This window comes from Chromobacterium vaccinii (assembly GCF_001855275.1).
GTDB lineage: Bacteria > Pseudomonadota > Gammaproteobacteria > Burkholderiales > Chromobacteriaceae > Chromobacterium > Chromobacterium vaccinii.
In genome coordinates this window covers 1301242-1325374 of record NZ_CP017707.1, presented here as the reverse complement: position 1 = coordinate 1325374, position 24133 = coordinate 1301242, and the positions used below count along the sequence as shown (strand labels likewise).

Sequence of the window (24133 nt, the reverse complement as noted above, 5' to 3'; positions counted from 1 at the left end):
GCGTTCAGCGCATCGGGCCGGTCAGCCGGGTTACGGTATTGTCCTTGACGATGAAGTGGTGCCACGCGGCGGCGGCGGCGTGCAGGATGCTCAGCCACAGCAAGACATTGCCCAACAGTTCGTGCAGCTCCTTCAGGCTCTTGCCCAGCTCCGGGCTGTTGGGCATGAAGGAGGGTAGGCCGAGGCCGAACAGGGCCACTTCGCCGCCCTTGGCCTGGATAAAGGCGATGCCCAGGATGGGCAGCGCCAGCATCAGCGCGTACAGCGCCCAGTGCCCGGCATGGGCCAGCAGCTTCATCAGTGGGCTGGGCGCGGGAGAAATGCCGGGCGGCGGATTGCCCAGGCGCCAGGCCAGTCGCGGCAGCACCAGCAGCAGGACGATCAGCCCGGCCTGAACATGGGCGTAGCCCAGGCCGCTGCGGACTGGATCGCCCTTGGGGAAGTTGCCTTTCAGCTCGATGAAGACCAGCGCGGCGATCACCGCCAGCGCGCACAGCCAGTGCAGGCCGCGGGCGATTTTGCCGTAACTGTGGAGAGTGTTGCGCAACATGTCGGCTCCTGTTGTTTTGATTGGAACATGTTGCAAGCTTAGCCGGTCAATCTTAAGCCGGTCTTAATCCATTTCAATGCGAGGGGCAATGGGCTGGCAAGCGCGTCCAGGCGTTTGCGCGTCCGCTGTGGACGCGCCGCGGATCACGCCCAGCTTGTCCGCCGGTTGCCAGCCTTCCGGTTTCAGCACCTTGCCGTCGGCGCGGCGCACCACTTGGCCGTCCACGCATTTGCGCAGATTGGCGTCGTGTATCGCCTCGCACATCGCTTCCAGCGGCAGGCCCTGCGACAGCAAGAGGCCGCATACCACATTGAGCACGTCCACCGCTTCGGCGGTCAGCTCGGCGCGGCTTTGCAGCTGCTGTTCGGCGGATTGCGCGGGCAGCGCGCGGTAGTCGGCCAGCGCCTGCCGGAGCTCTTCCAGCTCTTCATCCAGCATGGTCTGCCACATCGCCAGCTGCTCGGGCTGGTATTCGGGGCGGGAGGGGGAGGGGATGTCGAAGCGCCGCATGAAATCGCGGCGCATCCGGAACAGGTCGCTCATCGATAGACTCCTTTTGATGCATATATTGTGGAGCCTATTGATTAAATCATCAATATATTGTGATTATTGCGCCTGCAGGGCGGCCAGCGCCTGGAAGTAGTCGGGGAAGGTCTTGGCCACGCAGTTGGGGTCGTTGATGATGACCGGCGCGCCCAGCAGCGAAACCAGCGAGAAGCACATCGCCATCCGGTGGTCGTCGTAGGTGTCGATCTGTGCGTTCGGCGTCAGCGCGGCCGGCGGGGTGACTCGGATGTAGTCCGGGCCTTCCTCCACCGTCGCGCCCACCTTGCGCAGCTCGGTCGCCATCGCCGACAGGCGGTCGGTTTCCTTCACCCGCCAGCTGGCGATGTTGCGCAGCGTGGTGGTGCCGTCGGCGGCCAGCGCGGCCACGGCCAGCGTCATCGCCGCGTCCGGGATATGGTTGCAGTCCAGGTCTATCGCCTTGAGCCGGCCTTCGGCGCGAGCCTCGATCCAGTTGTCGCCGCGGCGCACCGTCGCGCCCATCAATTCCAGGGCCTCGGCGAAGCGCACGTCGCCCTGGATGCTGGCCTCGCCCACGCCTTCCACCCGCACCGGCCCGCCGGCCAGCGCGCCGGCCGCCAGGAAGTAGGACGCGCTGGAGGCGTCGCCTTCGACGTAAATCTCCCCCGGCGAGATGTAGCACTGGCCGCCCGGAATGATGAAACGCTGCCAGCCGTCGCGCTCGACGCGCACGCCGAAGCGCGCCATCAGATTGAGCGTGATTTCGATGTAGGGCTTGGAGATCAGCTCGCCCACCACCTCGATTTCGGACGTTTCGTCGGTCAGCGGCAGCGCCATCAGGAGCGCGGTGAGGAACTGGCTGGAAACGTTGCCCTTCACCTGGATAGGATGGGCGCAGCGTACGTCGGCCGGCGAGATGGCCAGCGGCGGGAAGCCCGGCTGGCCCAGGTAGGCGATGCTGGCGCCGGCGGCGTTCAGCGCGTCCACCAGGTCGCCGATCGGCCGTTCGTGCATGCGCGGCACGCCGGACAGCTGGTAGCTGCCGCCCATCAGCGCCAGCGCCGCGGTCAGCGGGCGGAAGGCGGTGCCGGCGTTGCCGAGGAACAGCTCGGCGTTTTTCACCGGGAAGGGGCCGCCGCAGCCGTGGACGCGGAAATCGCGGCTGTCGCCTTGTTGTTCTATCTTCACGCCCAGCAGCTTCAACGCGCTCAGCATGTGGCGGATGTCGTCGGAGTCCAGCAGGTCGCGCACCAGCGTGCTGCCGCCTGACAGCGCGGCCAGCAGCAGCGTGCGGTTGGAGATGCTCTTGGAGCCGGGAAGCTTGATGGCGCCGCCGAGGCGGACGCAGGGAGAGAGGTGCAGTTGTTCCATTGAGTGTCGCGCTTGTGTTTTCGGAATGGCGTTGCTTGATGCGTAAGGGACACTGTACCCGCCGCGCACGGCTGCGCGCAAATTGTGCGGCACCACACCATGCCACACCACTTGAGTTACAATGCGCGGTTTGGCCGGCCGGCGGCTGTCGCAATGCGCGGCGGTTCCGGCGGGGCCTTGGCAGAATGCAACAGGATCAGATTCCGATGACAGTTCCGGTGATTACCATCGACGGCCCGTCCGCTTCCGGCAAGGGTACGGTGGCGGCCCAGGTCGCCGCGCGCCTCGCCTTCCATTATCTCGACTCGGGCTCGCTGTACCGGCTGCTGGCGCTGCACGCGCGCCGCCGCGGCATCGCCTGGGACGACGAGCCGGCGCTGGCCGAGGCCGCAGCCGGCTTGCCGGTGGAGTTCTCCGACGGCGCGGTGTGGCTGGAAGGCAACGATGCCAGCCAGGACATCCGCGCCGAGGAAATCGGCATCGGCGCGTCCAAGGTCGGCGCGCTGCCGGTGGTACGCGCCGCGCTATTGCAGCGCCAGCGCGATTTTCGCGAATCGCCGGGCCTGGTGACGGATGGCCGCGACATGGGTTCGGTGGTGTTTCCGGACGCCATGTTGAAGATATTTCTGACCGCCAGCGCGGAGGAAAGGGCGAGTCGCCGTCATAAGCAGTTGATCGGCAAGGGGGAATCTGCTAACCTCGCCCAGATTATGCAGGACATTATCGATCGGGACGCGCGGGACGCGGCCCGGCCGGTAGCGCCGCTGCGCCAGGAGCCGGACGCCTTTTTGCTCGATACCACGGAGCTGACCATAGACCAGGCGGTCGACAAGGTCCTCGTGTGGTTTGAGGAGAAACGGGTTTCCGGCCGTTGATTTTTTGTATGGTCGTTTTTGCTGCATTGCGGAAACGATCTTGTTCCAACCCTAACCCCGCAAGCCGCAAGGCCTGCAACCGAGAGTACGCTTGATGACTACCCTCTCCATGGAAAACTTCGCTCAACTGTTCGAGGAAAGCCTCACCCTGCACGATATGCGCGTGGGCGAAGTGATCACTGCTGAAGTCGTGGCAGTTGATTCCAACTTTGTAACCGTGAACGCAGGCCTCAAGTCCGAGTCCCTGATTCCGGCTGAAGAATTCAAGAACGACCAAGGCGTCGTTGAAGTTGCCATCGGCGACTTCGTTACCGTCGCTATCGACGCGCTGGAAAACGGCTTCGGCGAGACCAAGCTGTCCCGCGAAAAAGCCAAGCGCATGGCTGCTTGGGTTGAGCTGGAAGAAGCTCTGGAAGCCGGCACCATCCTGTCCGGCATGATCAGCGGCAAGGTGAAGGGCGGCCTGACCGTCATGGTCAACGGCATCCGCGCCTTCCTGCCGGGTTCCCTGGTCGACGTGCGTCCGGTGAAAGACACCACCCCGTACGAAAACAAGCAGATCGAGTTCAAGGTTATCAAGCTGGATCGCAAGCGCAACAACGTCGTGGTTTCCCGCCGCTCCGTGCTGGAAGAAACCCTGGGCGAAGAGCGCAAGGCTCTGCTGGAAACCCTGAAAGAGGGCGCAGTCATCAAGGGTATCGTCAAGAACATCACCGACTACGGTGCGTTCGTTGACCTGGGCGGCATCGATGGCCTGCTGCACATCACCGACCTGGCATGGCGCCGCGTGAAGCACCCGTCCGAAGTTCTGGCCGTGGGCGACGAGGTGGAAGCCAAGGTACTGAAGTTCGACCAAGAGAAGAACCGCGTATCCCTGGGCCTGAAGCAACTGGGCGAAGATCCGTGGGTGGGCCTGTCCCGCCGCTACCCGTCCGGCACCCGTCTGTTCGGCAAGGTGACCAACCTGACCGACTACGGCGCGTTCGTGGAAATCGAACAAGGCATCGAAGGCCTGGTGCACGTGTCCGAAATGGACTGGACCAACAAGAACGTACACCCGTCCAAGGTGGTTCAAGTTGGCGACGAAGTGGAAGTCATGATCCTGGAAATCGACGAAGACCGTCGTCGTATCTCCCTGGGCATGAAGCAGTGCCTGGCCAACCCGTGGAACGAGTTTGCCGACAACTTCCACAAGGGCGACAAGCTGAAGGGCGCGATCAAGTCCATCACCGACTTCGGCGTGTTCGTTGGCCTGCCGGGCGGCATCGACGGCCTGGTTCACCTGTCCGACCTGTCCTGGAACGAAGCTGGCGAAGAAGCCGTGCGCAAGTTCAAGAAGGGCGACGAGGTTGACGCCGTTGTTCTGTCCATCGACGTGGAAAAAGAACGCATCTCCCTGGGCATCAAGCAGCTGGAAGGCGATCCGTTCAACAACTTCGTTGCGATGAACGACAAGGGCGCCCTGGTCAAGGGTACCGTGAAGTCCGTTGACGCCAAGGGCGCGGTTATCGCTCTGGACACCGACGTTGAAGGCTACCTGCGCGCTTCGGAACTGTCCCGCGACCGCGTGGAAGACGCTCGCTCCATCCTGAAGGATGGCGATGCCGTCGAGGCCGTGATCGTTGCCGTGGATCGCAAGTCCCGCAACATCAGCCTGTCCATCAAGGCTAAGGACGCTCAGGAAGAGAATGCCGCGATGAAGAACCTGTCGACCGTTGACAGCGCTTCCGCCGGCACCACCAACCTGGGTGCCCTGCTGAAGGCCAAACTGTCCGGTTCCAACGAGTAATAGCGTCATGACCAAGTCTGAGCTGATCGCGAGGCTGTCTGAACGACTGGCCGAGCGCAATTCTCAGTTGGTCTACAAAGATGCTGAGTTGGCCGTCAAGACCATTCTGGACGCGATGGCCAACAACCTGGCGCAGGGAAGCCGCATCGAGATTCGCGGGTTCGGTAGCTTCGATCTGAACTACCGTCCGCCGCGGGTCGGCCGCAACCCGAAGTCGGGCACCAGCGTCTCGGTTCCTGAGAAATACGTGCCTCATTTCAAGGCCGGCAAGGAACTGCGCGAGCGCGTGGACTTGTCCCTTGTGGAACAGACCCAGGCCTGATCGCAGTTTTATCGGTCTACATGCTAAAAAGCGTCGCATATGCGGCGCTTTTTTCGTATTCGCGCCGCTTGAGCGGCTTGGGTTGCGGCGGGCTATCGTTTAGAATTGCACTCCGGCAAACTCATTGAGCGATCCCATGCGATATTTGTTGCGCATCGTCGAACTGGCCCTGTTGTTGCTGCTGGTCGCCGTCACCGTGCAGAACAGCCACTCAGTCGAATTCAAACTGTTCTTCGGCCAATCATGGTCGGCTCCGTTCATCGTGTTCCTGCTGCTGTTCTTCGTCGTCGGCGCCGTCGTCGGCCTGCTGGCCACCTTCAGCTTCTACCTGAAAACCCGCCGCGAGCTGTCGCAGTTGAAAAAAGAACTGCGCAATCGGCCTCCCGCCGGCAAGGTGGTTAACGATCCCAGCGACGCCATCGCCGATTGAGCTTGTCTTCACGGGGCATGGCCTTGACCCCGTTCTATCATCCCGAAAGGATTGCTGTTGGAACTCGATTTGTGGTGGCTGCTGCTGTTTCCAGCCTTTTTCGGCCTGGGCTGGTTCGCGGCCCGGGTGGACATGCGCACCGTGTTGAAGCAGGCGAAGTCGGTGCCGATTTCCTATTTCCGCGGCCTGGACGCGCTGGTGGAAGACAAGACCGACGTCGCGGCCCAGGCGTTGGCCGAGGTGGCGCGCCAGCAGGGTTCGGCGCTCGAGTTGCAGCACATCCTCGGCAAGCTGTACCGCAAGCGCGGCGAGAACGACCGCGCGATCCGCCTGCATCAGCAGATGTTGGATTCTTCCGACCTGCCGGGCGAGCAGCGTGACCTGGTGCGCAACGAACTGGCGCAGGACTTTCGCAAGGCCGGCCTGGTGGATCGGGCCGAGGAGATCCTGCTCAAGCTCTTGAACGGCAATATGGCGCTGGCGGCGCGCCGCCAGCTGCTGGACATCTATCAGCAGGACCGCGACTGGCAAAAGGCGATCGAGACTGCGCGCGAGCTGCGCAGCGACGCGCACTCGTTCCAGCACGAGGTCGCGCAGTTCTACTGCGAGTTGGCGCAGGGCGAGCTGTACAAGTCCGATCACAGCCAGGCCAGGCAATACGTGGCCGAGGCGCTGGCGGCCAACCGCAAATGCGTGCGCGCCAGCCTGATCCTCGGCGACATCGAGTTTGCCGAAGGCAATCTGGAGGCGGCCATCGCCGCCTGGCAGAACATAGAGAAACAGAATTACGAATACCTGGCGATGGCGGCCGAGCGCCTGTTCGACGCTTACGAAAAGCTGGGGCGTCCGCAGGAGGGCATCGCGCTGCTGCGCGGCTATCAGCGCACCTTCCCGCAACTGGAGCTGACCGATCTCTTGTACCAGAAGATCGCCACCTATGATGGCGAGGCCAAGGCGCTGGACGGCGTGCGCGAAGCGGTGCATGCCCGCCCCAGCCTGGCCGGCGTGTACCGGATGATAGAAGCGCAGATGGACGAGCTGTCTCCAGAGGGGAGGATGGACGCCGAGGTGGCGCGCGCGCTGATCCTCAAGCATTCCCAGCGCCTCAGCGTGCATCGCTGCAAGTGCTGCAACTTCCGTTCGCGCGCCTTCTTCTGGCACTGTCCGGCTTGCGGCGAGTGGGAAAGCTTCACCGCCAACCGTTCGGAAAACTGAATCACTCGGCGCGCGGCCGCTTGAACGGCGCGCGCCGCGGCAATATAGAATGATGGAGCATCGATGAATCCCCTGATCGCACAAAGCGAAAGCCGGACGACGTCCCCGGTGGTGGTGGCGCTGGACTTCGCCGACGCGGATAGCGCATTGGCTTTCGCCAGCCGGCTGGACCCGGCGGAGTGCCGGCTGAAGGTGGGCAAGGAGCTGTTCACCTCCAGCGGCCGCCATCTGGTCGAATCGCTGGCCGCGCGCGGTTTCCAGGTTTTCCTGGACATGAAATTCCACGACATTCCCAATACCGTCGCCCATGCCTGCAAGGCCGCGGCCGAGTCCGGCGTGTGGATGGTCAACGTCCACGCCTCCGGCGGCCGCCGGATGATGGAGGCCGCGCGCGAGGCGCTGGCCGCTTACAGCCAGCGTCCGCTGCTGATCGCGGTGACGGTGCTCACCAGCATGGAAGCGTCGGATCTGGCCGAGGTCGGCATCGATGTCCCGCCGCAGCAGCACGTGCTGCGCCTGGCCGCGCTGACCCGCGATTGCGGCCTGGACGGCGTAGTGTGCTCGGCACAGGAAGCTTCCATGCTGAAGCAGGCCCTGGGCGGCGATTTCAAGCTGGTGACGCCGGGCATCCGCCTGGCCGACAGCGCCGGCGACGATCAGCGCCGCGTGATGACGCCGACCGCCGCCTTGGCCGCCGGCTCAGATTACCTGGTGATCGGCCGCCCGATCACCCGCGCCGCCTACCCGCTGGCCGCGCTGCGCGCCATCAATCAAGACATTTCCGCATTCCTGGGTAAACAATCATGAAAATCACGGTAATTGGCTCGGGCTATGTCGGCCTGGTGACCGGCACCTGCCTGGCCGAGACCGGCTACCACGTCTGCTGCCTGGACGTGGACCCGCGCAAGATCGAAATCCTGCAAAACGGCGGCATCCCGATTTTCGAGCCGGGCCTGGAAGACATGGTGAAGCGCAACGTGGCCGCCGGCCGCTTGCATTTCACCACCGACGTGGCGGCTTCGGTCGCTTTCGGCGAAGTACAGTTCATCGCCGTCGGCACGCCGCCGGACGAGGATGGCTCCGCCGATCTGCAGTATGTGTTGGCCGCCGCGCGCAACATCGCCCGCCACATGACCGGCTACCGGGTGGTGGTGGACAAGTCCACCGTGCCGGTGGGCACGGCTGACAAGGTGCGCGCCGCCATCGCCGACGAGTTGGCGCAGCGCGGCGCCAACTTGCCGTTCAGCGTGGTGTCCAACCCGGAATTTCTGAAAGAAGGCGCGGCGATCGAAGATTTCATGCGGCCCGACCGCGTGGTGATCGGCGTCGATGACGACCGCGCGGCCGAGATCATGCGCCGCCTGTACAAGCCGTTCCAGCGCAGCCACGAGCGCGTGCTGCTGATGGACGTGCGCTCGGCCGAACTGACCAAGTACGCGGCCAACGCGATGCTGGCCACCCGCATCTCGTTCATGAACGAGCTGGCCAATCTGGCCGAGACCATGGGCGCCGACATCGAGCAGGTGCGCCAGGGCATGGGCTCCGATCCGCGCATCGGCTACCACTTCCTGTACCCCGGCGTAGGCTACGGCGGCTCCTGCTTCCCCAAGGACGTCAAGGCGCTGGTGCAGACGGCCAAGGAAAACGGCCACACGCTGCGCGTGCTGACCGCGGTGGAAGAGGCCAACGAGGTGCAGAAGCTGCGCCTGGTCGAGAAAGTGGTTTCCCGTTTCGGCGAGGATTTGTCCGGCCGCCGTTTCGCTCTGTGGGGCCTGGCGTTCAAGCCCAATACCGATGACATGCGCGAGGCGCCCAGCCGCGTGATCGTCGAGGAGCTGACCCGCCGCGGCGCCGAAATCGTCGCTTTCGATCCGGTGGCGGCGCACGAGGCGCAACGGGTGATGTCCGGCGTCAACGGCGTGGCGTTCGCCGACGACATGATGCAGGCGCTGCAAGGCGCGGACGCGCTGTTGATCGTGACCGAGTGGAAGATGTTCCGCGCGCCGGACTTCGAGGCGATCCGCCGCAGCCTGAAGCAGCCGCTGATTTTCGACGGCCGCAATATGTACGACCCGGCCTGGCTGCGCGAGCAGGGCTTCGATTACCACGCCATCGGCCGCTGAGGTAAGCCATGAGTCTGATGCAAACCCTGGGACTGAAGCCCGCCGCGCTGGCTTCTTCCCTGGCCAAGGCCAAGGTGCTGGTGGTCGGCGACGTGATGCTGGACCGCTACTGGTTCGGCGACGTGTCGCGCATTTCGCCCGAGGCGCCGGTGCCGGTGGCCAAGATTGGCCGCAGCGAGGAGCGGGCCGGCGGCGCCGCCAACGTGGCGCGCAATATCGCCGGCCTGGGCGGCAAGGCCACCATTTTGTCGGTGGTCGGCGACGACGAGGCGGCGGACGCGCTGGAGAGGCTGTTGAAGGCCGATGGCATCGTCACTTCGTTCAAGCGCGATTCCAACATCGCCACCACGGTGAAGCTGAGAGTGGTGGCGCGCCAGCAGCAGCTGATCCGGCTGGACTTCGAAGACGCGCCCAGCCATGAAATCCTGGCCGGCAAGCTGGAAGAGTTCGCCGACATCGTCGCCGCGCACGACGTGGTGATCCTGTCCGACTACGGCAAGGGCGGCCTGACCCATGTGGCCGAGATGATCCAGCTGGCCCGCGCCGCCGGCAAGCCGGTGCTGATCGACCCCAAGGGCGACGATTACAGCAAATACGCCGGCGCCACGCTGCTGACGCCCAATCGCAGCGAGTTTCGCCAGGTTGCGGGCGGTTGGAAGGATGAGGCCAGCCTGACCGCCAAGGCGCAGGCGCTGCGCGCCGAGCTGAATCTGGACGCGTTGCTGGTGACGCGCAGCGAAGAAGGCATGACGTTGTTCCGCGCCGACGGCGCCTTGCATCAGCCCACGCTGGCCCGCGAGGTTTACGATGTGTCCGGCGCAGGGGATACCGTGATCGGCACGCTGGGCTTGGCGCTGGCCGCCGGCCAGCCGCTGCCGGTGGCGATGAATCTGGCCAACGCCGCCGCCGGCGTGGTGGTGGGCAAGCTGGGCACCGCCGTATGTTCGCAACAGGAACTGTTTGCCTTGTAAGCCGGCGCGCCGGCAGGAGACGTGATGACAAAGCTGACCGCGCAACAAGTTGAAGAGGTGCTGGCCTTCTGGTTCGAGGCCAGCGACGATGCGGCCTTGAGCCGGCCGCGCGAGGCCTGGTTCCGCCGCGACGACGCGTTCGATGCCGAGATCCGCCGCCGTTTCCTGCCCTTATGGCAGGCGTTGGCGGATGGCGCGCTGGCCATCGACGCCGGCGATGCTCGCGCGGCGCTGGCCTGGCTGATCGTGGCCGACCAATTCCCGCGCAACCTGTTCCGCGGAGAAGCTCGGGCGTTCTCCAGCGACGAGAAGGCGAGAGAGGGCGCTCGGTCGGCCGTTGGCCAGGGGGTGGAACAGACGCTGCCGCTGGTGGCGCGGGTTTTCTTCTACCTGCCGTTCGAGCATAGCGAGGACATGGCTGACCAGCGGCGGTCGCTGGAGTTGTTTTCCGCGCTCGATGCGGCTCTGCCGGGCTCCAATTATCTGGATTTCGCGCGGCGGCATGAGCGGGTAGTCGCAGAATTCGGCCGCTTTCCGCATCGCAACGCGGCGCTGGGCAGAACCAGCACGCCGGCAGAACAGTCCTACCTGGCCCAGCCGGGCGCGGGCTTCTGAATTTCATCCGGACCCGAGGGTCCGCAGCAGAACTAAGGATCGACATATGACTATCGTCGTCACCGGAGCCGCCGGCTTCATCGGCTCCAATCTGGTCAAGGGTTTGAACCAGCGCGGCATCACCGACATCATCGCCGTAGACAACCTCAGCAGCGGCGACAAATTCCACAATCTGGTCGATTGCGAGATTTCGCATTACCTCGACAAGCACGAATTCCTGCACCTGCTGCTGGACGGCGAGTACGAGGGCGAGCTGGCCGCCATCCTGCACCAGGGCGCGTGCTCCGACACGATGAATCATGACGGCAAGTACATGATGGACAACAACTACCAGTACACGCTGGCGTTGTTCGACTATTGCCAGCACGAGGAAATCCAGTTCTTGTACGCGTCCAGCGCCGCCACCTACGGTAAGGGTACCGTGTTCAAGGAGGAGCGCCAGTGCGAAGGCCCGCTCAATGTCTACGGCTATTCCAAGTTCCTGTTCGACCAGGTGCTGCGCCAGCGGATGAAGGAAGGCCTGTCCGCGCAGGCGGTGGGCTTCCGCTACTTCAATGTCTACGGCCCGCGCGAGCAGCACAAGGGCCGCATGGCTTCCGTCGCCTTCCATCATTTCAACCAATACCGCGAGCACGGCAAGGTCAAGCTGTTCGGCGGCTGGGATGGCTGGGACAACGGCATGCAGAGCCGCGACTTCGTGTCGGTGGAGGACGTGGTCAAGGTCAACCTGCATTTCCTGGACCATCCGGAGAAGAGCGGCATCTTCAACCTGGGCAGCGGCCGTTCGCAGCCGTTCAACGATGTGGCAGAAGCCACCGTCAACGCCTGCCGCCGCCATGAGGGCAAGCCGGCGCTGACTCTGGCCGAGATGATCGCGCAGGGCATCGTCGAGTACATCGACTTCCCGGACGCGTTGAAAGGCAAGTACCAGAGCTTCACCCAGGCCGATATCGCGCGGCTGCGCGAGGCGGGCTACGGCGAGGCCATGTTGTCGGTGGCCGAGGGCGTGGACCGCTACGTCGATTGGCTGATCAGCCGCCAGGGTTGATCGACCGGGCAGTGATATCAAGCCGCGTCGTTTTTATGATGGCGCGGCTTTTGTCATTTCAGCGTCCGGCGTTTTCCTGCTCCAGCCGCATGCGGGCCCGGGCATCGCGTTCGGCCAGCAGCATCTGGTTTTGCAGCGTGTCGGCGACAAAATCGATATGCCGCTCCGCCGCCAGTTGCGCGGCGTCGGGCTGGCGGTCGCGTATCGCCTGCCAGATCGCCAGATGCTGCTCGCGCAGCGCCTCGGCCACTTCGCCGACGGCGAACAAATTGGCGATATTGTCCTTCACATGCCGCTGCAGCATGGCCAGCAGACTGCCGGACAGATGGGCGAACAGCACATTGTGGGAGGCTTCGGCCACCGCCTGGTGGAACTCGACATCGGCCTGCGCCTGCTCCGCCAGATCGCCGCCGCGGTAAGCCTGCTGCAGCCGGTCCACGCAGCGCCGCAGCCGCTCCACGTCGGCCGGCGTCGCCCGGCTGGCGGCGCAGCGCGCCACCGTGCCTTCCAGCACGCGGCGGAACTCGAGCAAGTCGCCGTGCAGCTCTTCGTGCTGGTTCAGCAACTTTTCCCAGGGGTCGGAAAACGCCGTTTCCAGCCTGTCCGTCACCCAGGTGCCGCCGCCCTGGCGGCTGGACAGCAGGCCGCGCGACGCCAGTTGCTGGATCGCCTCGCGCAGCGATGGCCGCGACACGCCGAACTCCTCGGCCAATTGTCTTTCCGGCGGCAACCGGTCGCCGGGTTTGAGCACGCCGTCGAGTATGCGTTTTTCCAGTTGCTGCACGATCATGTCGGACAGTTTGGGCAGGTTTACTTTGGGGTAAGCCATAATGAAATGAATCCACGGCAAGTGGAATATTGGTCTGACCAGATGGCCCAGCATAGCAGAGCGGACAGCCGCCTGTCATGGTTGCGGCCTTTGGCGCCGCGGAATATTCGCATGAAGCATGCCCCGCTGAGGCTCAAGCCTGGCTTGCGCGTCTGGCGCAGGTGCGCGAGAAATGATCCAGGTATATCTTTTAGCTGACACCATTTAATTTTAGATATTTGCTATAAAGACATACTGTCTTTTGCAAGGAGTTACGCAATGTCCGACCTGCTGAAAAAAATCGACGCCCGAACCAAGCTGGCCGGCACCAACAAGCTGGAAATCCTGCTGTTTTCGCTGGGCGACGATCAGCGCACCGGCCGCAAGGAGGTATTCGGCATCAATGTGTTCAAGGTGCGCGAGGTGATGCGCACGCCGGAAATCACCACCGCGCCGGAGATGCCGGCCTCGGTGGAGGGCATGGTCAGCCTGCGCGGCGCGCTGGTGCCGGTGATCGACCTGGGAAAATACACCGGCATCGTTACGCCCAAGCGGCCGGAAATCATGATCATCACCGAGTACAACGGCCATACCCAGGGCTTCCTGGTGGAGACGGTGGATACCATATTGCGGCTGGACTGGTCGGCGATGCGGGTGCCGCCGGACATGATCACCAACCGGATGGCGGGGCTGGTCACCGCGGTTACGGAGTTGGAGAACGGCACGCTGGTGATGATGATGGACGTGGAGAAGGTGCTGGCCGAGACCTGCCTGTCGGACGAAACCCAGAACTATATCTCCATCGAGCCGGTGAAGGAGGACAGGCACATCTTCTTCGCCGACGACAGCGCGGTGGCGCGCAAGCAGATCGAGCGCACGTTGGATGCGATGCATATCCGCTATTCATCGGAAATGAACGGCATGCGCGGCTGGGAAACCCTGCAGAAGATGGCGCAGCAGGCCGAGGCGGCGGGCCAGAAGCTGAGCCAGGTGCTGCACCTGATTCTCACCGATGTGGAAATGCCGGAGATGGATGGCTACATGTTGACCAAGATGATCAAGGACGACGCGCGTTTTGTCGGCATTCCAGTGCTGATGCACTCGTCGCTGTCCGGCATGGCCAACAAGAAGCTGGGCGAGTCTGTCGGCGTGGACGCTTATGTGTCCAAGGACGAGCCGCAGAAGCTGGCCAGCAAGCTGCGCGAGATGCTGTTGTTGGAATAACGTCCATGCGGCGCGTCGCCCGGCAGGGACGCGCCTCCCATTTCCGCTTGCCTGCGTTCCGTTCAGGGGCGCAAGTCTCCGCTCAGCCCTCTCACTCTTTTCCCGACGCCTTCTTGTCATATTGACGAACTCAAGCATTCACTCTAAAGTGGTTTTCATAAGAATAATTGGTCTTACCAATTTACAAAGGAAGCCATGAAGACGCCTGCCGACGTTTACCTGTTCGGCACCTGTCTGCTCGACCTGTTCCTGCCGGATGCTGGCCTAGACGCCATCGCCCTGCTGGAAGGCCTGGGCGTGCGGGTGCATTTCCCCCAGGCCCAGAGCTGCTGCGGCCAGCCGGCCTATACCAGCGGCCACTCCAAGGAAGCGCTGGCGGTGGCGCGCGCGCAACTGGCCTGTTTTCCGGAAGACTGGCCCATCGTGGTGCCGTCTGGTTCCTGCGGCGGCATGATCCAGCATCATTGGCCGCGCCTGTTCGCCGGAGAGGCGGATGAAAGGGCAGCCTGCGCCATCGCGGCGCGGGTGGTGGAGTTTTCCGATTTCCTGCTCAACCGCCTGGACTGGCGGCCGCAAGACCTGGGCGCGCCGGTCAAGGTGGCGGTGCACACCTCCTGTTCGGCGCGGCGCGAGATGAACGTGCACAAGACCAGTTGGGCGCTGGTGGACCGGCTGCAGAATGTTCAGCGCGTGGCGCATGACCATGAGTCCGAGTGCTGCGGATTTGGCGGCACTTTCTCCATCAAGCATCCGGACATCGCCGGCGCGATGGTGGCGGACAAGGCGCAGTCCTTGCAGGACAGCGGCGCGATGGAGTTCGTCACCGCCGATGGCGGCTGCCTGCTCAATATCAACGGCAAGCTCGGCCAGTGCGGCAGCGGTTTCAGGGGCCGCCATCTGGCCAGCTTTCTGCTGGAGCGCACCGGAGGCAAGCGATGAGCGCCCGCGCCTCCATCTTGCAAAAGCTGCGCGCCGCGCCCAGGCAGGAGCGCCCGCGGCCGGACCTGGCCAGCCATTTTCAGCGCTTTGCCAGCCAGGACGATGAAATCGCCCGCTTGCGCCATTGGGCGGCGATGATGCGCGCGGTGAAAACCGACATTCTGTGGACGCGCGAGGCCGAGTGGGACGCGGCCTTGGCCGGTTGGCTGGCCGGGCATCCGCAAGATTCCATCCTGTTGTCCGTCACGCCGCATGGCCGGCGGCTGGCGCAATGCCTTGAGGGTAGGGCAGACGCGCCGCGCATCGTCTGGTTCGAGCGCGAGGTGGATGGCTGGAAGGCGGAGCTGTTCGACATCGCCGCCGGTTTCACCGCCGCCCGCTGCGGCATCGCCGCCACTGGCACCCTGGCGCTGTGGCCGGACGAGGCCGAGCCGCGCACCATGAGCCTGGTTCCGCCCCTGCACATCGCCTTGTTCGACGCCGCGACCTTGTACCCGGATTTCTATTCGGCGCTGCAGGGCGAAAACTGGGCCGCCGGCATGCCCGCCAACGCCTTGCTGATCTCCGGCCCGTCCAAGACCGCCGACATCCAGCAGACGCTGGCCTACGGCGCGCACGGCCCGCGCGATTTGCTGGTGCTGGCCGTGCTGCCGCCGCACATCGCCATCCATGACGTGGAAGGGGAGACGAGATGAGCGAGAGCAAGATCACCGTTTACCCGTCGCGCGCCTTCAAGGACAACGCCAGGCTGGCGCTGACCGACGACAAGCTGCGGCAAAGCCTGCGCGGATCGATGGACTTTTTGATGGCCAAGCGGCTGGCGTCGTTTCCGGACGAGGCGGAGCTGTCCGCCTTGCGCACGCTGGGCGAGGGCATACGCCAGCGCTGCCTGTCCCGGCTGCCGGAGCTGCTGGAGCAACTGGAAGACAAGCTCGTTGCAAACGGCGTGAAAGTGCACTGGGCGGAGAGCGCGGAGGAGGCCAATCGCATCATCCACGGCATCGTCGAAGCCAGGCGAGGCAAGCTGATGGTCAAGGGCAAGTCCATGGTCAGCGAGGAGGTGGAGCTCAACCATTACCTGGCCGAGCAGGGCGTGGAGGCGGTGGAGAGCGATATGGGCGAGTACATCGTCCAGCTGGCGGGCGAGAAACCCACCCACATCATCATGCCGGCCATCCACAAGACCAAGCAGGACATCGCCCGGCTGTTCCATGAGCAACTGCCGGACACGCCTTACACCGAGGACGTGGACGCGCTGATCCAGATCGGCCGCCTCGTGCTGCGCCGCAAGTTTCTGGACGCCGACGTCGGCCTGTCCGGCGTCAACTTCGCCGTGGCCGAAACAGGCACGCTGTGCCTGGTGGAAAACGAGGGCAACGGCCGCATGTGCACCACGGTGCCGGACGTGCACGTCGCCATCACCGGCATCGAGAAAGTGGTGGAAAAGCTGGAGGACGTGGTGCCGCTGTACAGCCTGCTCACCCGCTCCGCCATCGGCCAGCCCATCACCACCTATTTCAACATGATCAGCGGCCCGCGCAAGCCGGGCGAAAAGGACGGCCCGCGCGAGGTGCACCTGGTGCTGCTGGACAATGGCCGCAGCCAGGCCTACGCCGACGAGCAATTGCGCAAGACGCTGCAATGCATACGCTGCGGCGCCTGCATGAACCACTGCCCGGTCTACACCCGCATCGGCGGCCACGCCTACGGCACCACCTATCCGGGGCCGATAGGCGAGATCATCTCGCCGCATTTGATGGGGTTGGACAACACCCGCGATCTGCCGACGGCATCCAGCCTGTGCGGCGCCTGCGGCGAGGTGTGTCCGGTGCGGATTCCGATTCCGGAGATGCTGATGCGGCTGCGCGAGGAGAGCCAGCGGCCGGCCGGCGAGCGGGTGGCGCATCCGCTGCGCGGCCAGGGCGCGGCGGCCAGCGGCGCGGAGCGCATGGCCTGGGCCGGATGGCGGCTGGTCAACGCCTCGCCCAATCTGTACCGGATGTTTGGCTGGGCGGCGACGCGGCTGCGCAGGCATGCGCCCAGGAATCAGCTGGGCTGGACGCAAAACCACCTGCCGCTGACGCCGGCGGCCAAAACGCTGCATGAGCTGGTGCGCGAGCGCGAGGCGAAGCAGGGAGGCAAAGCATGACCCCAGCCCACGCCGCTTTTTTGGCGGACCTGCGCCGCGTCATGCCGGACAAGCGTATCTATACCGATCCGCTGTCCACGCTGGCCTATGGCACCGATGCCAGCTTCTACCGGCTGCGGCCGCAGATCGTCGCCAGGGTGGAGAGCGAGGACGAGGTGGCCGAGCTGCTGCGGCTGGCAAGGCTGCACCGCGTCGCCGTCACCTTCCGCGCCGCCGGCACCAGCCTGTCCGGCCAGGCCGTCAGCGATTCGGTGCTGGTTTTGCTGGGCGACGGCTTCAACCGCGGCGAGGTGCTGGACGGCGGCGCGCGCATCCGTCTGGCGCCCGGCATGATAGGCGCGCACGCCAACGCGATGCTGGCGCCGTATGGCCGCAAGATCGGCCCTGACCCGGCGTCGATCAACACCGCCAAGATAGGCGGCATCGCCGCCAACAACTCCAGCGGCATGTGCTGCGGCACCCGCGACAACAGCTACCACACCCTGCAGGCGATCCGGCTGCTGCTGCTCGACGGCGCCGCGCTGGACACCGCCGATCCGGCCAGCGTGGCGGCCTTCCGCGAATCGCATACCGGCCTGCTCGACGGCTTGGTCCAGCTGTCGCGCCAGTTGGCCGGCGATCCGCAGCTGGCGGAGCGGGTGCGCCGCAAATACCGGCTGAAGAACACCACCGGCTACGGCATCAATGCCTTGCTGGACTTTGCCGATCCGCTGGAGATGCTCAGCCATTTGATGATCGGTTCCGAAGGCACGCTGGGCTTCATTTCCGAGATCACCTTCCACACCGTGGTCGAGCATCCGCACAAGGCGTCGGCGCTGGTGCTGTTCGACGACCTGGAACGTTGCTGCCGCGCGGTGTCGGCCTTGAGCGCGGCGCGCGACGCCTGCGGGGTATCGGCGGTGGAACTGATAGACAGCCGCAGCATCCGCGCGGTGCAGGGCAAGCCGGGACTGCCGGATTTTCTCTATCAGCCGGTGGGGCCTGGCAGCACCTGTCTGTTGATCGAGCTGCGCGCCGGCGACGAGGCGCGGCTGGGAGAGGATTCCGCCTCGATCGAGCGGCTGCTGGCCGATTACCAGCCGCAGGTGTCCAGCGGCTTCAGCCGCGACGCGCGCGAATGCGAAACCTACTGGGCCTTGCGCAAGGGGCTGTTTCCGGCGGTGGGCGCGGCGCGGCCGGTGGGCACCACGGTGGTGATCGAGGACGTGGCCTTTCCCATCCTTCAGTTGGCCGACGGCGTGGCCAAGCTGACCGCGCTGTTCGACAGGCACGGCTACGACGAGGCGCTGCTGTTCGGCCACGCGCTGGACGGCAATCTGCACTTCGTGTTCGCGCCCGGTTTCGAAAGCCCTGCGGAGGTGGACCGCTACGAGGCTTTCATGCAGGACGTCAGCGATCTGGTGGCCGGCGAGTACGACGGCTCCTTGAAGGCCGAACACGGCACCGGCCGCAATGTGGCGCCCTTCGTGCGCCAGGAATGGGGCGACGCCGCCTGGAACATCATGCGCCGCATCAAGGCGCTGTTCGACCCGGAAGGCCTGCTCAACCCAGGCGTGATTATCACCGACAACGACAGGCTGCACCTGGAAAACCTGAAGCCGATGCCGGCGGCGGACGATCTGGTGGATCGCTGCACCGAGTGCGGCTTCTGCGAGCCGGCTTGCCCGTCGCACGGGCTGACGCTGAGCCCGCGCCAGCGCATCGTCGCCTGGCGGCGCATCCGCCAATTGGAACGGGAAGGCGAGGGCGCGATGGAGCTGGCGGCGTTGAAGTCCGGCTACCGCTACCGCGCCGTCGATACCTGCGCCGCCACCGGCATGTGCGCCACCCGTTGTCCTGTGGGCATCAACACCGGCCTGCTGATGAAAAAGCTGCATGGTCCCAGCCGGCGTCCCGCTCTGGCCGGCTTCGCCGCGCGGCATATGGGCTGGATGACGGCGGCGGCGCGGACCGGCTTGCGGCTGGCGCATCTGACCGGGGCGCGGCGCTTGAATCAGTTGACGCGCCGCCAGCCGGGCGAGCGCAAGGTGATTCCGCTGATCCCGGCCAGCCTGCCGCGCGCCGCCGCGCCGCTGCCGAAGCTGGGCGGTGAGGGCGAGCCGGTGGTGCTGTTCGTCAGCTGCGTCAACCGCGCGCTGGCGGAGGGCGAGGGTGGTGAGTCGGTGGCCGCGCATACGATCAATCTGCTGCGCCGCGCCGGTTTTGCACCCATCTATCCGCCCGGCCATGACGGCCTGTGTTGCGGCCAGCCTTTCGCCTCGGCCAACGCGGTTGATGCGTTGGCCTTCAGCCAGGCGTCGTTGAACGAGGCTTTGCTGCAAGCGAGCGGCGATGGCCGCCACCCGGTTTATCTCGACAACAGCCCGTGCGCGGCCCGCGTCAAGCAGGCGCAGGCCGAGGGTTTGCTGGACCCGCGCTTGCAGCTGTTCGACGCCGCCGGTTTCCTGGCGGAAAAAGTCCTGCCGCGGCTGAGCATCGTCCGGCGGCTGCCGCAACTGGCGCTGCATATCCCGTGCAGCGCGACGGCGATGGGCGCGGCTGGAAGCTTGAAACAACTGGCCGCCAGTTGCTGCGACAAGCTGACCGTGCCGGACATCGCCTGCTGCGGCTTCGCCGGCGACAAGGGTTTCACCGTGCCGGAACTGAACGCCCATAGCCTGAGGAGATTGAAGCCGGCCTTGCCGGATGCCTGCCGCCACGGCGTGTCGATGAGCCGCACCTGCCAGATCGGCCTGACCGAGCATGGCGGGATTCCCTACGCAAGCATCGAGGCGCTGCTGGATTTCTGCACCAACCCAAGCGGTCCGCCATGAAGGCCGCCTTTTCAACGCTGATGTAAACCCAAGAAACGCAAGCCAGTCCTGCCATGCCGAAACGCTCCCGTTCATCGGCAGGGGAGCGGCTGCGCCTGCGAAACCAGGAATGAGGAGAAGCTTCACATGCAAGGCATCTGGACCCAGCAGTACTTTCCCGCCGGCGGCCCTGCGCTGTCGGCATTGATGGCCGCGCTGCCCATCGCTTTTTTCTTCGTCGCGCTGGCGGTGCTGCGACTGAAGGGCCACGTCGCCGGCACGCTGACGGTGCTGATCGCGCTAGTGGTGGCCATTCTGTTCTACGGCATGCCGGCGCAGATGGCGCTGGCCGCCGCCGCCTTCGGTTTCGGCTACGGGCTGTGGCCCATCGCCTGGATCATCGTCGCCGCGGTGTTCCTGTACAAGATCACGGTCAAGACCGGGCAGTTCGACATCATCCGCGCCTCGGTGCTGTCGGTGACCGAGGACCAGCGGCTGCAGATGCTGCTGGTGGGGTTTTCCTTCGGCGCCTTTCTGGAAGGCGCGGCCGGATTCGGTGCGCCGGTGGCCATCACCGCCGCGCTGCTGGTGGGGCTGGGCTTCAATCCGCTGTACGCGGCCGGACTGTGCTTGATCGCCAACACCGCGCCGGTGGCGTTCGGCGCGATGGGGATACCGATCATCGTGGCCGGGCAGGTGACCGGGCTGGATCCGTTCCTGATCGGCGCCAAGGCCGGCCATCAGCTGCCCATCTTGTCGGTGATCGTGCCGTTCTGGCTGGTGATGATGATGGACGGCCTCAAGGGCGTGCGCCAGACCTGGCCCGCCATCCTGGTGGCCGGCGTCTCGTTCGCCGTCACCCAGTTTTTCACGTCCAACTACATCGGGCCGGAGCTGCCGGACATCACCTCGGCGCTGGTCAGCCTGGTGTGCCTGACGCTGTTTCTGAAAACGTGGCAGCCCAGCGAGATTTTCACCTTCAACGGCCGCCGCGCGCCGTCAGCTCGGCAGGCGAGCGGCTTCAGCCTGGGACAGATCGCGCGCGCCTGGAGCCCTTTCCTGATTCTGACCGCGCTGGTGACGGTGTGGAGCGTCAAGCCTTTCAAGGCCTTGTTCATCAAGGGCGGCGCGTTGGAGGGCTGGATCTGGAAGCTGCACGTGCCGGGTCTGGACAAGCTGGTGCTGAAGACCGCGCCCATCGTCGCGCATGAAACGCCGTACGAGGCGCTATACAAGTTCGACATCGTTTCAGCAGTCGGCAGCGCCATCTTCCTGTCCGCATTGCTGTCCATGGCGCTACTGAAATTTCGCCCGGCCGACGGCTTGCGCACGCTGGGCGAGACATTGATTGAGCTGCGCCGGCCGATATTGTCGATAGGCATGGTGCTGGCTTTCGCCTTCGTCGCCAATTATTCCGGGATGTCGAGCACGCTGGCGCTGTGCCTGGCCGGCACCGGCAAGGCGTTTCCGTTCTTCTCGCCGTTCCTGGGCTGGCTGGGCGTGTTCCTGACCGGTTCCGACACCTCGTCCAACGCGCTGTTTTCCGCCTTGCAGGCGGCCACCGCGCACCAGCTGGGCGTCTCGGACGTGCTGTTGGTGGCGGCCAACACCACCGGCGGCGTCACCGGCAAGATGATCTCGCCGCAGTCCATCGCCGTGGCCTGCGCGGCGGTGGGGCTGATAGGCAGGGAGGCGGACCTGTTCCGCTTCACGCTCAAGCACAGCCTGATTTTCTGCAGCTTCGTCGGCCTGTTGACCTGGCTGATGGCGTATATGGGCTGATGCCGATTCCCCGTGGCGGCAAGCGCCGCCGCGGGGCGGATCGTCCGGTTACAGATGGTTATTAGATTAGAAATAACGATTTCGCATCTGCTGATAGCCAATCGATATAATGGGGCCAGTTCTGGGAGAGGCTCTGTGTACAAACATCTGGAAGATTTCGTCGGCGGCACGCCGCTGGTGCGGCTCAAGCGCCTGCCGGGCGATAACGGCAACGTGGTGCTGCTGAAGCTGGAGGGCAATAATCCGGCGGGGTCGGTGAAAGACCGGCCGGCGCTGTCGATGATCCGCCGCGCGGAGCGGCGCTGCGACATCAAGCCGGGCGACACGCTGATCGAGCCGACCAGCGGCAACACCGGCATCGCGCTGGCGATGGCGGCGGCGATGATGGGCTACCGCATGGTGCTGATCATGCCGGAGAACTCCAGCGCCGAGCGGGTGCAGGCGATGCGGGCTTACGGCGCCGAGGTGATCCTGACGCCGGCCGCCGGTTCGATGCCGGCGGCGATCGACCTGGCGCGCAGCATGGAGGCGGCCGGCGAGGGCCGCATCCTCGACCAGTTTTCCAATCCGGACAACCCGCTGGCGCATTACGAGGGCACCGGTCCGGAAATCTGGGAAGAGACCGAAGGCAAGATCACCCATTTCGTGTCCAGCATGGGCACCACCGGCACCATCATGGGCACCGGCCGCTTCCTGAAGGAAAAGAATCCGGCCATCCGCATCGTCGGCGTCCACCCGGAGCCGGGCAGCCAGATCGCCGGCATCCGCAAATGGGAAGACCCGTACGTGCCAAAGATCTGCGACTTCTCCCGCATCGACGAGATCCTGCATGTCGGCCAGCAGGAAGCGGAAGACACCGCCCGGCTGCTGGCGCGGCGCGAGGGCATCCTGGCCGGCCCGTCTTCCGGCGGCGCGCTGGCGGTGGCCTTGCGGCTGGATGCGCAATTGAAGAACGCGGTGATCGTGTCGGTGGTGTGCGACCGCGGCGACCGCTACTTGTCCACCGGATTGTTCGACCGCGTTTGACGCTGTGTCGCCGCTTGCCGGCTTGGCAGCCGGGCCGGCGGCGATTAGCATGGCATTTTGTTCGAAAGATGCCGATATGCTGAAACTCTACGTCGATCAGGATTTCCTCAGCCCCTACGCGATGGCCGCCTTCGCCGCGCTGACCGAGAAGGGCCTGCCTTTCGAGGCGCTTACCCGCGACCTCGCCGCAGGCCAGCAGTTCGAGCCCGCCTACCGCGAGCAATCGCTGACCTCCCGCGTGCCGACCTTGGTGGACGGCGATTTCGCGCTCAGCGAATCGTCGGCCATCATCGAATACCTGGAAGACGCCTACCCCGACACTCTCCGCGTGCTGCCCGTCGATCTGAAAGCCCGCGCCCGCGCCCGCCAGTTGCAGGCCTGGCTGCGCAGCGACCTGCTGCCGCTGCGCGATGAGCGCAGCACCGAGACGGTGTTCGGCCGCAAGCCGGTTTTGCCGTTGGGCGAGGCGGCGCGCAAAGCGGCGGATAAACTGATCGCGGTGGCCGAGGCGGTGGTGCCGGCCGACGGCGGCAATCTGTTCGGCGATTGGTGCGTGGCGGACGCGGAACTGGCCCTGCTGCTGAAGCGGCTGACGGCGGAGGAGATGCCGCCGCGGCTGTCCGCTTACGCCGAGCGGCAGTGGCTGCGGCCGTCGCTCGTGGCCTGGCGAGCCCGGCAGGCTCGCTGAGCCAGCCCCGTCCGCTCTATACTGCGGGTAAAGAAGAGCGAGGGACGGGGACGATGGGTATCGCGAAGACGGGTTCCAGGCTGTGGGCCGGCCTGTTGCTGGCCTGCGCCGGCGCGCAGGCGCAGGCGGCGTCGCGCGATCTGTATTTCGTCACCCAGTTGTTCCCCCCCTTCATCACCCAGGATGCCGACGGCAGGCTGGATGGCGCGCTGGTGGCGATTCTGCGCGAGGCGTGCCGGCGTTCGTCATGGAATTGCACCGTCCAGGCCATGGTGTGGAAGCGAGCGTTGCTGACGATAAGCCAGGGCGGGGCCGACGGGCTGGTGCTGGCGCAGGACGCGCCGGAGCGGCGGGCGGTGATGGAGCTGTCCAAACCGGTGCTGGCCAGCAGCTACGGCCTGTACGTGAAAACGAACAGTCCCTTGCGTTACCGCCAGCCTGGCGATCTCGCCGGGAAAACCATCGCGGTGTATGGCCCGTCGCTGTCGCAGACCAATAGCGAGCGGCTGGTCCAGGGCGTGGCCGGCGTGAACCTGACCGTGGAGCTGGACCCGGAGACGGTGCTGCGCAAACTGGCGGCGGGCCGTTACGGCAACAATGCGGTGGCGTTTTCCAACGACGATGTCGCCCGCTATTGGATCAAGCGCGATGGCCTGGGCAATCTGCGCAAGCTGGCCGAGGTCAAGCAGTTGACGTATCTGTACGGCTTCACCCGCAGCCGGGCGAAGCCCGGCATGCTGGAAACGTTCAACATGGCGCTGGACGGCATGTGCCGCGACGGCAGCCTGGCCAGGCTGGCCGCGCCGTCCGGCATTCGGCTGGCCACCTGCCGCTGAGTGCGGCAAGGGTGGGTCAAAGCGGTTATCATTCAGGGATTCCTTCGCCGCCAGC

At 64.9% G+C, this 24133-nt stretch carries 23 protein-coding genes; 19 read left to right on the top strand and 4 right to left on the bottom strand.

What is annotated here, in order from left to right; translation table 11 throughout:
• Positions 1–4: 4 nt before the first annotated feature.
• From BKX93_RS05955 to aroA, 3 genes are all read right to left on the bottom strand, one after another.
• On the bottom strand, positions 5–550 hold the full coding sequence (locus tag BKX93_RS05955) for a cytochrome b (RefSeq protein ID WP_070979148.1): 546 nt from the start codon (positions 548–550) through the stop codon (positions 5–7).
• 63 nt (positions 551–613) lie between these two features.
• A complete protein-coding gene (locus BKX93_RS05950; protein ID WP_046158435.1) occupies positions 614–1093 on the bottom strand; it encodes a nucleoside triphosphate pyrophosphohydrolase family protein in 480 nt (159 codons plus the stop codon).
• Positions 1094–1156: 63 nt separating this feature from the next.
• Positions 1157–2446, bottom strand: a complete 1290-nt coding sequence (gene aroA, locus BKX93_RS05945) for a 3-phosphoshikimate 1-carboxyvinyltransferase (protein WP_070979146.1) — start codon at positions 2444–2446, stop codon at positions 1157–1159.
• Positions 2447–2652: 206 nt separating this feature from the next.
• Between aroA and cmk the strand changes: the two genes are divergently transcribed.
• The 10 genes from cmk to rfaD all read left to right on the top strand — a co-directional run bounded on the left by cmk (position 2653) and on the right by rfaD (position 11834).
• The gene (gene cmk / locus BKX93_RS05940; protein ID WP_070981716.1) at positions 2653–3321 is read left to right on the top strand and encodes a (d)CMP kinase; all 669 of its coding nucleotides are present in this window, start codon (positions 2653–2655) and stop codon (positions 3319–3321) included.
• A 94-nt stretch (positions 3322–3415) separates the two neighbouring features.
• Positions 3416–5110 carry a 30S ribosomal protein S1 gene (rpsA, locus tag BKX93_RS05935; RefSeq protein WP_115617398.1) on the top strand — a complete coding sequence of 565 codons (1695 nt, stop codon included), beginning with the start codon at positions 3416–3418 and terminating at the stop codon, positions 5108–5110.
• 7 nt (positions 5111–5117) lie between these two features.
• The gene (locus BKX93_RS05930) at positions 5118–5432 is read left to right on the top strand and encodes an integration host factor subunit beta (RefSeq protein WP_021477774.1); all 315 of its coding nucleotides are present in this window, start codon (positions 5118–5120) and stop codon (positions 5430–5432) included.
• A gap of 136 nt (positions 5433–5568) precedes the next feature.
• Positions 5569–5862, top strand: a complete 294-nt coding sequence (locus tag BKX93_RS05925) for a LapA family protein (RefSeq protein WP_021477775.1) — start codon at positions 5569–5571, stop codon at positions 5860–5862.
• A 57-nt stretch (positions 5863–5919) separates the two neighbouring features.
• Positions 5920–7077, top strand: a complete 1158-nt coding sequence (gene lapB, locus BKX93_RS05920; RefSeq protein WP_021477776.1) for a lipopolysaccharide assembly protein LapB — start codon at positions 5920–5922, stop codon at positions 7075–7077.
• A 63-nt stretch (positions 7078–7140) separates the two neighbouring features.
• Positions 7141–7884: an orotidine-5'-phosphate decarboxylase gene (gene pyrF, locus BKX93_RS05915; RefSeq protein ID WP_070979144.1), complete on the top strand. Its 744-nt coding sequence runs from the start codon at positions 7141–7143 to the stop codon at positions 7882–7884.
• Positions 7881–9200, top strand: coding sequence for a UDP-glucose dehydrogenase family protein (locus tag BKX93_RS05910; RefSeq protein WP_070979142.1), 1320 nt, complete (start codon positions 7881–7883; stop codon positions 9198–9200). The genes pyrF and BKX93_RS05910 overlap by 4 nt, the downstream gene beginning before the upstream one ends.
• A gap of 8 nt (positions 9201–9208) precedes the next feature.
• Positions 9209–10171 carry a D-glycero-beta-D-manno-heptose-7-phosphate kinase gene (gene rfaE1 / locus BKX93_RS05905; protein WP_082107240.1) on the top strand — a complete coding sequence of 321 codons (963 nt, stop codon included), beginning with the start codon at positions 9209–9211 and terminating at the stop codon, positions 10169–10171.
• A gap of 24 nt (positions 10172–10195) precedes the next feature.
• Positions 10196–10786 (top strand): DUF924 family protein, encoded by a 591-nt coding sequence (locus tag BKX93_RS05900; protein ID WP_070979140.1) that lies wholly within the window; start codon positions 10196–10198, stop codon positions 10784–10786.
• A 46-nt stretch (positions 10787–10832) separates the two neighbouring features.
• Complete coding sequence (gene rfaD, locus BKX93_RS05895; RefSeq protein ID WP_070979138.1) at positions 10833–11834, top strand: ADP-glyceromanno-heptose 6-epimerase; 1002 nt, start codon at positions 10833–10835, stop codon at positions 11832–11834.
• Between the two features lie 58 nt (positions 11835–11892).
• Here rfaD and BKX93_RS05890 read toward each other — a convergent pair whose 3' ends face one another.
• The gene (locus tag BKX93_RS05890) at positions 11893–12663 is read right to left on the bottom strand and encodes an FCD domain-containing protein (RefSeq protein WP_070979137.1); all 771 of its coding nucleotides are present in this window, start codon (positions 12661–12663) and stop codon (positions 11893–11895) included.
• 258 nt (positions 12664–12921) lie between these two features.
• Here BKX93_RS05890 and BKX93_RS05885 point away from each other — a divergent pair, with 258 nt between their 5' ends.
• The 9 genes from BKX93_RS05885 (at position 12922) to BKX93_RS05845 (ending at position 24078) form a co-directional block, all read left to right on the top strand.
• Positions 12922–13866 carry a chemotaxis protein gene (locus BKX93_RS05885; protein WP_046158445.1) on the top strand — a complete coding sequence of 315 codons (945 nt, stop codon included), beginning with the start codon at positions 12922–12924 and terminating at the stop codon, positions 13864–13866.
• A 195-nt stretch (positions 13867–14061) separates the two neighbouring features.
• Positions 14062–14805 carry a (Fe-S)-binding protein gene (locus tag BKX93_RS05880; protein ID WP_070979135.1) on the top strand — a complete coding sequence of 248 codons (744 nt, stop codon included), beginning with the start codon at positions 14062–14064 and terminating at the stop codon, positions 14803–14805.
• Positions 14802–15500 carry a LutC/YkgG family protein gene (locus tag BKX93_RS05875; RefSeq protein WP_070979133.1) on the top strand — a complete coding sequence of 233 codons (699 nt, stop codon included), beginning with the start codon at positions 14802–14804 and terminating at the stop codon, positions 15498–15500. Before BKX93_RS05880 ends, BKX93_RS05875 begins: the two co-directional genes overlap by 4 nt.
• Positions 15497–16954 (top strand): LutB/LldF family L-lactate oxidation iron-sulfur protein, encoded by a 1458-nt coding sequence (locus BKX93_RS05870; protein WP_070979131.1) that lies wholly within the window; start codon positions 15497–15499, stop codon positions 16952–16954. The genes BKX93_RS05875 and BKX93_RS05870 overlap by 4 nt, the downstream gene beginning before the upstream one ends.
• Positions 16951–19767, top strand: a complete 2817-nt coding sequence (locus BKX93_RS05865) for an FAD-binding and (Fe-S)-binding domain-containing protein (RefSeq protein ID WP_070979130.1) — start codon at positions 16951–16953, stop codon at positions 19765–19767. The genes BKX93_RS05870 and BKX93_RS05865 overlap by 4 nt, the downstream gene beginning before the upstream one ends.
• 126 nt (positions 19768–19893) lie before the next feature.
• The gene (locus BKX93_RS05860; RefSeq protein ID WP_070979128.1) at positions 19894–21528 is read left to right on the top strand and encodes a lactate permease LctP family transporter; all 1635 of its coding nucleotides are present in this window, start codon (positions 19894–19896) and stop codon (positions 21526–21528) included.
• Between the two features lie 135 nt (positions 21529–21663).
• On the top strand, positions 21664–22554 hold the full coding sequence (gene cysM / locus BKX93_RS05855) for a cysteine synthase CysM (protein ID WP_070979126.1): 891 nt from the start codon (positions 21664–21666) through the stop codon (positions 22552–22554).
• 76 nt (positions 22555–22630) lie between these two features.
• Positions 22631–23242: a glutathione transferase gene (gene yfcF / locus BKX93_RS05850; RefSeq protein ID WP_070979124.1), complete on the top strand. Its 612-nt coding sequence runs from the start codon at positions 22631–22633 to the stop codon at positions 23240–23242.
• Between the two features lie 53 nt (positions 23243–23295).
• Positions 23296–24078, top strand: coding sequence for a substrate-binding periplasmic protein (locus tag BKX93_RS05845; protein WP_046167251.1), 783 nt, complete (start codon positions 23296–23298; stop codon positions 24076–24078).
• Positions 24079–24133: the final 55 nt, after the last annotated feature.